Source organism: Paenibacillus sp. AGC31 (genome assembly GCF_057334655.1).
The window spans coordinates 1-8,589 of record NZ_JBHFJH010000011.1; the positions used below are offsets into that span (position 1 = coordinate 1).

2 protein-coding genes are annotated in these 8,589 nt (G+C 48.7%); both read left to right on the forward strand.

What is annotated here, in order from left to right:
* Positions 1 to 2,898, forward strand: a 2,898-nt coding sequence (locus ACE04G_RS06970; RefSeq protein ID WP_486094292.1) for an SDR family oxidoreductase, incomplete at its 5' end; no start/stop codon positions are given.
* Between the two features lie 111 nt (positions 2,899 to 3,009).
* The coding region (locus tag ACE04G_RS06975) for a beta-ketoacyl synthase N-terminal-like domain-containing protein (protein WP_486094293.1) at positions 3,010 to 8,589 on the forward strand (5,580 nt) is incomplete at its 3' end.

The following is an 8,589-nucleotide window of genomic DNA, read 5'->3' on the forward strand; positions in this document are numbered from 1 at the left end:
GAAAAGATGAATGAGCAAAACGAGCAAAATGAAGTGCCAGGGATGATCGTGCTGTCAGCGAAGAACGAGGAACGGCTGGTCGTGCAGGCCCGTCAGTTGCGAGATGCACTCCGTACCGGGCAGAGCAGCTGGAAAGTAAGGGAGATCGCCTATACACTGCAAACCGGACGTGAAGCAATGGAGGCACGGCTGGGTGTGCTGGCGCAAACGATGGAGGAGCTGCTTGCCAAGCTGGACAGCTATGTGGAACAGGTGGGTCAGACGGAACCAGCAGGCAAAGGAAGCTTGTACTATCAGGGGCATGTGAAGCAAGGGCAGGAGCATCCGGGTTGGTTAACCGATGAGGAAGACATGAAAGAGAATGTGAAACGCTGGCTGTCCCAGGGTCGTTATGAGCATGTACTGGACGCGTGGACACGAGGGGCAGTGATTCAGTGGATGGAGCTATACGGGGACAACAGACAGCAGCACCCGCGCCCAGTCAGTCTGCCGGCGTATCCGTTTGCAGCTGAACGTTACTGGGTACCTGAACCCCTTGTCTCAAGAGAACAGAGGAGCAAAGTAATACAACATACAAGCGTACCTATTTTACATCCGCTCGTACATTGCAATACATCCAGCTTTGGTTTGCAACGATATGCCAGTACGTTTACGGGCGAGGAAACGATTTTGGCCCATCATCAGGTCCATGGAGAGAAATGGCTTCCGGGTACAGCCTATCTGGAAATGGCCAGAGCGGCGGTTCAGCAAGCTGTTGGACTTTTCGATGATTCGTTGCAGGTACGGTGTATTCAGAAAGTCACATGGATGACACCTCTACAGGTGGATCAGCCGGTTGATGTTCTCATCGAACTTAAACAGCAGAATGATGGAATCGTAGGTTTTGAGATCTATAGCTTCACTCATGGATCTGAGCAACTCAAACGAACACATTGCAAGGGTTCCGTTCTGCTGGGGGGAATACAGGCATCCGTTCAACCAAACGGAAACAAACCTTGGCTGGTTGAGAAGGCAGAACGTGTCCTAGCAGGTAAGGAGTGTTATTCCTTGTTTGACGGATTGGGTCTATCCTACGGGTCCGCCTTTCAGGGACTTACACAGCTGTTCATCCAGGATCATCAGGTTTGGGCACAGTTGCGGTTGTCTCCGGCAGTCGGACATACAGAGCAATATGTAATGAATCCATATTTGCTTGATGCGGCGTTCCAGGCCTCCATGGGTCTTTTGCTGAAGCAACATGTGGAGGGGGGCCGAAGTCCTGATTCAGTGCCACTGCCGTTTACACTAGATCAGTTGGAACTCCTGTATCCTTGCACAGAAGAGATGTGGGTGCGTGTCCAACAGATGGATCACTCTTCTGGGGCACAGGGGCTGATCAAGTTTCAGATTGAGATGTATAGTCCGGACGGAAAGTTATGCATTCGGATGACAGAATTGGCATGTAAAGCTCCCACAGCGGATAAGCTTCCTTTATTTCAAAATCCGTTGACGACCGGGGGGATACCTCCTGTTGGACATGTTCTGATGACACCCATATGGAGTGTATTTACGCCGGAGGAGATAGCGCTTCCGCTATCCGTTGGTAACAAGGTGCTCATCATTAGTGACAACGATACAAGTCATAAGCAAGCTCTGAAACTATATCCGGGCGCAATGCATATGTTGCCCCATAACAGCGTACTTGGTTGGAAGGACAGCCTGTCGGAGTTTGCCATTCTGGATCACATTATATGGCACGCTCCTTCCCCCGGTAATGTTTGCATGGCAGATGATTCGATTGTTGAGGGACAGGAGCAGGGGGTTCTTCAGCTGTTCAGAATGATCAAGAGTCTACTAGAGCTTGGATACGGTAATCGAAGCTTGAGATTGACCCTCATTACGACAAATGCGATCCCATCCTCTCCAATGGATGAAATTAATCCTACCCATGCAAGTATTCATGGTTTTGCGGGCTCTTTGGCCAAAGAATACTCCCGGTGGAGCATAAAACTGCTCGATCTGGAGCATGAGGTTGAATGGGCGGAGACCCAAATGCAAGAACTACCTTGGAATGGGCAAGGAAACGCCTATCTGTATAGGGATAACGAGTGGTTACGCCAGGAGTTGATCCCGGTAAATGTGCACAATGAACATGCAATTAAGGATGCTTATCGCCAAGAGGGAGTATATGTGGTCATTGGTGGGGCAGGTGGCATTGGACAGGTGTGGAGCGAATACATGATCCGGCAGTACAATGCACGTATTATCTGGATCGGGCGCAGGGAACCTGATTCAAGCATTCAACGTTGTATAGAACGTTTGGAGTCCCTGGGCAGTGCTCCCGAGTACATTGTGGCAGATGCGACAAATGCAGATTCCCTCCAGAAGGCCTATGAACAGATCAAGCGAAGACATCCCCTTATTCATGGTGTAATTCATTCTGCGATTGTATTGCAGGATCAGAGTATCGCCAATATGGAGGAGGATCGTTTTCAAGCTGTCTTATCTGCAAAAGTCGCTGTAAGTGCACGCATGGCTCAGGTATTTGGACAGGATGACCTCGATTTCATGCTGTTTTTCTCATCTTTTAATTCGTTTACCAGGTCTCCTGGGCAAAGCAATTATGCGGCTGGCTGCACCTTCAAGGATGCGTTTGCTCATCAGCTTGCAATGGAGCGTTCCTATGATGTCAAAGTCATCAATTGGGGTTATTGGGGAAGTGTGGGAAGTGTAGCCTCGGAAGAATACAACACCCTTATGAGCAATGCCGGTATCGGTTCTATTGAAGTAGCTGAAGCGATGAAAGCACTGGAAATCCTTTTGACAGGATCACTGGATCAACTGGGGCTTGTCAGAACGACCAGACCTCTTTTTATGCAAGAGCTGAACTTGAACAAAGTTGCATCCCTGAATGGTTAACAGAACGATGTGTTGACAGGGTGCATGAACCGTTTTGCACGGTACGGGAGAGCAGCAGAACATAAATGTTTCCAATGAATGGGCATCTGCCACCACAGGGAGGTTAAAACAATGGATGATCAGGTGTATATTCCGATTACAAAACATATTCCCGAGGGACTTCGCAGTGAGACAGATCAGTTACACGGGTTGCTTGTCGCATTATTGTCAGCGGAATTAAAGGCAATGGGGTTATTTGAAAAAAGCTATTCCAACACCAGGGAATGGTTAGAGAAAAACGGGATACCCGTTTTGTTTCATCGCTGGATGGAAGAGACACTTGCTGTGTTAGCCAAAGAAGAGGGGAATGGCGCTGAGGGCGGGCAAACCGCTACTACCTTCGAGAATGTGTGGCAGAAATGGGATGAAGTTAAACAGCAATGGCTGCAAAAGGGCCACCTTCGATCCCAGGTCCTTTTGGCAGAAACGGCATTAAAACACCTGCCTGATATTCTTCGGGGATACAAGCAGGCAACGGATGTTCTTTTCCCCAATTCAAGCATGACACTTGTCGAAGGCATATACCAAAACAATCCCATCGCCGACTATTTCAATGAGGTTATGGGATCGCAACTTATAACAATTATTGAAGAAAAAATAAAAAAGAATGCAACCATTCGGTTGAGAATCATTGAATTTGGCGCGGGTACTGGCGGAACCAGTACCCCTGTGCTTGATAAGCTCAGACCGTATGAGCAGTACATTGAGGAATATTGTTATACGGATATCTCTTCCTCTTTTCTATTGCAGGCAGAGCAGCGCTATGGAAATGAACACCCATATTTAACTTATAGAAAAATAGATGTGACCAAACAACTGCAGGGTCAATCCATTAATGAAGCTGTCTATGATATAGCAATCGCGGCCAATGTGCTGCATGCTACACCCAATATCCGTCAAACCCTCGGACATATCAAGGCAGCGATCAAAAAACAGGGGTATTTGCTCCTGAACGAGATAACCGATAATACACTTTTTGCCCATATTACGTTTGGTTTGTTGGAGGGCTGGTGGTTATACGAAGATGAGGCACTGCGTATTCCGGGCTGCCCAGGACTTACACCTAATACATGGAAAAAGGTGCTCGCCAAAGAGGGGTTCAGAAATGTTCGTTTTCCGGCATTAAATGCTGAAGAGTGGGGACAACAAATCGTTGTATCTCAAAGTGACGGCATCATTATACATGAAATAAAACAGAGTCCTGTATCTCATCCTGTACTGACACAAACCAGAGCGATTCCTGACGTGGAATGGAGACCCAATTCATCCCCGGTTATGGAGACTGGAAACATTCAACCTACAGCAGATATTCCTGACCACCTGATCCGGGATCATATTATTACGGTCATCCGGGACAGCATAGAAACTTCACTTAAGATGAGTCAGAACCGGATCGATAATCATCAAAGTTTCTCTGAATATGGCGTCGATTCGATTGTTGCCGTCAATCTGGTCAATCTTATTAACGAGCAATGTGGAATAGTGATGCAGACTACAGTGCTGTTCGATCATAACACGGTCCATGCCTTAAGCAAGCACATGCTGGAGCAATATCGACAAGAGATTGTGGCGTACATGCTGCCTGACCCGGCTACATCTCCACAGAGGAAAGACGAACAAGCTATCATTTTGGACATGAGCAACGATAATCGTAAGGCTGATAAGCCTGCTGTGCATAGGAATGAGGATCGGTTGCCAGTTCGGGATGAGAGAAGTAATCCTAATGCGACTTGGACAAGCACAATGGTTAATAACGAAAAGCTGGGATCCATTTCGGAAGGTTCATATTATCGATTGCTGCTGGAGAAACCTGGAGAACCCGATGAACTTAAACTGATTCAGGATCAATCGCGTTCACTCCAGTCAAACGAAGTGCAAATTGCTGTATATGCTTTTTCACTTAATTTTGGAGACCTGTTATGTGTAAGAGGACTGTATCCAACCATGCCCGCATATCCGGTTACCCCTGGTTTCGAAGTCAGCGGAGTCGTTGTTCAAACAGGTTCCGAGGTTACAGACCTTCGAAGTGGTGAAGAAGTGGTGGCCATGATGGGTGAGCAGATGGGTGGTCATGCCAATATGGTGATCTGTCCGGCAGCTCATGTAGTTCCCAAACCGAAAAAGTTAACATTTGAAGAAGCCTGCTCACTGCCGGCCGTCACTATGACCATGCTTGATGTGTTCCACAAAGCCAAACCACAGCCAGGTGAAAAAATATTGATTCAGACGGCGGCCGGAGGGACAGGTCTTATTGCCGTACAGCTGGCGCAGCATTATGGTCTGGAAATCTATGCCACAGCGGGTTCAGATGTAAAACTGAACTATCTGCAACAACAGGGTGTGCATCATACCATTCAGTATGTGGAGCAAGATTTTGCCGAGGAGATCCACCGTCTTACGAACGGGCAAGGTGTAGATATTGTTATCAATACTTTATCGGGTGATGCGATTCAAAAGGGGATGGCTTGTCTTGCTCCCGGTGGCAGATATATTGAAATTGCTATGACTGCCCTCAAATCAGCCAAAAATATTGATTTATCCTTGTTATCAAACAATCAGGCATTTTATTCGGTAGATTTGCGACGCATGGCCTTCCGTGATCCATCTATAATTCGAACCTATATGAAGGAAATGGCGATCCTAATTGACCAGAACATCGTTCGTCCGACGATATATGCCACTTATCCTTTTCAACAAGTGAAAGAAGCATATAAGGCTATGGGAAACCGCAGTAATATCGGCAAAATTGTGGTACATATCCCTGAAGAACAACGTTTTAAGCCATATTCTGCTAAGCCTTGGGAGCAAAACGTTGTGGTAGAAGAGGCCATAATGAATCAAGAAACACCGTCAGTCAGGGAGGAAATAGCGATTATTGGAATCAGTGGCCGATTTGCACAAAGTCGCAATCCTGAGGATTTATGGCAACATTTGCAAGCCGGGAATGATCTGATTGGAGAGGTAAAACGTTGGGATCTGGACGCTTATTACGCGGATCAGCAGTCTTATTGTCGACATGGCAGCTTTATAGAGGATTTTGATCGTTTCGATCCTCTGTTTTTTAATATATCCGGCGTGGAAGCCACCTATATGGACCCGCAGCAGCGCATTTTTTTGGAGGAGTCCTGGAAGGCGCTTGAAGATGGCGGTTATGCTGGCAAAAAGGCCGAGGGCCTTCAATGTGGTGTCTATGTAGGCTGCAGCGGCATGGATTATCAAAGCATATTTGGACATGAGGGCCCTCCGCAGGCTTTCTGGGGGAACGCCAATTCTATTGTGCCTGCTCGCATAGCCTATTACCTGAATCTGCACGGTCCGGCCATTACAGTGGATACAGCCTGTTCCAGTTCATTGGTGGCCATTCATCTGGCATGTCAAGGATTATGGTCAGGCGAGACGAATATGGCTCTTGCCGGAGGCGTATTCATCCAGTCCACCCCTGGATTCTACATTGCCTCCAATCGAGCGGGAATGCTGTCTCCAACAGGACGGTGTCATACCTTTGATGAAGCAGCAGATGGTTTTGTTCCAGGAGAAGGCGCAGGGGTTGTTATCCTGAAAAGGCTTAGCGAGGCGCTGGATGACGGTGACCAGATTTACGGAGTCATTCGAGGGAGCGGAATAAACCAGGATGGGTCCACCAATGGAATTACGGCTCCCAGTGCGAAATCCCAGGAACGGCTTGAGCAGAACGTATATGAGACTTTTAATATTAATCCTGAACACATCCAGCTGGTCGAGGCTCATGGGACAGGGACCAGGCTGGGAGACCCGATTGAGTTCAATGCATTGGCGCAGGCGTTTAGAAAACATACGGACGAAAAGCAGTTCTGCGCGATCGGCTCGGTAAAAAGCAATATCGGTCATACGGCCACGGCAGCTGGAGTAGCGGGTTTGTTTAAAATTATGCTGGGGATGCGTCATCAAAAAATAGCCCCCTCCATTCATTTTCATCAAGCCAACAGCCAGATTGTCTTAAATGACAGCCCGTTCTATATCCCTACAGACACGATGGAATGGAAAGCCGGGTCAAGTGGCAAAAGATGTGCTGCAATCAGTTCATTTGGTTTCAGTGGTACGAATGCACATATGGTCATTGAGGAGGGACCTCTGCAATCCAGAGCGTCAGAGCCGATGCCAGGATATTTGATTGCACTTTCAGCCCGTACCGCCGAACAATTGCGTCAGCAGGTTGAACAACTCACCGCCTACGGAAGACAATTGCCGGAACAGGATTGCGGTAACTTGAGCTACACGCTGTTATTGGGACGCAAACATATGGATTTCCGCCTCGCCTGTGTGACCCGAAGTCTGAATGAAGCGATGACTATACTTCAACGCTGGTTGGATAAGGGAAGTGCACCACAGGTTCGGGTTTCACAAGGAACACCGGACACTTCACATGAGCACTCCTCATTACAGCGATATGGGAATGAATGTTTGCGGAGTTGTCAGAAGACGACACATGCAAGCGAATATTTAGAACATCTGGGTACTGCAGCGGATCTGTATATCCAGGGATATGAACTTGATTATGATCTGTTGTTTGAGCAGGGTCACTATTGGACCATATCCTTACCCACCTATCCATTTGCCAGAGAGCGGTATTGGGTGGAGCACGAAGAAATGAATTGCTCACCATTAATAGAGAAACCAACAATAGTTAAACCATCAAATGAGAGCATATTACTGCACTCCATGCTGCACCACAACCGTTCGGATCTGCTGCGGGGCCAGTGGTACAGCAGTCAGTTCAATGGCAATGAGCCTTTCCTAAGCGATCATGTTGTACAGGGGCACAAGCTGCTTCCAGCTGTTGTTCAGCTGGAGATGGCCCGGGCAGCAGCGGCGCATGCAGCGAATTGGCCTCCGCTCACACACAGTCTGCTGCTGCGGCATGTAATGTGGAGCAGGCCGCTCGTTGTTGGAGAGGAGCCTCTGGAGGTTCATCTGGCGCTTGAGGCTGAGGCAGATGAGAGCTTGTCCTATAAAATATCGGCAGCGTCATCAATTGAGTCCAGCGAAGCGGTGTATAGTCAAGGGCGTGTAAGTGTAGGAAGACCTCTCGTAGAAACCGTGCAAACCTTGGATTTGCACGCTGTACGCAGCCGGTGTACAGAGGGACAGGCCAGTGGAGCAGTTTGTTATGAAGCATTCCGAAAACTGGGTCTGGAGTACGGTCCGTCCCATCAGACCATTGCCGAATTGCAATGGGGGGCAAACGAGACCTTGGCGCAGTTGCGTCTGCCACAAGCGTTCTTCGAAGGGCAAGCGGATACTGTGCTGCATCCCGGTATGGTGGATGGGGCCTTGCAAGCATCCATCGCCCTGCTGGCCGGAGATCAGATCGCGGAAGTGCTGAGATCCACTACTCAGGAGGGGACAGTAAGCTTGGAGAGCACGGCTCTTGCGAGCACAACAGAACGACATGGGAACCCGCCCGCCTCCGCTCCGTTGCCTTTTGCACTGGAGGAGGCGGAAGTGATATCCCCTTGCCAGGCGCACATGTGGGCGGTGGTGCGTGTTCGCCCCGAGTCTGCGGCATCTTCCGCTGCGGAGGCTAGCGTCCGTAAACTGGATCTGGAGCTGTGCGATTCAGAGGGACAGGTTTGCATTCGACTGCGGGGCGTGACCTCGCGTGTACCCGAAAGC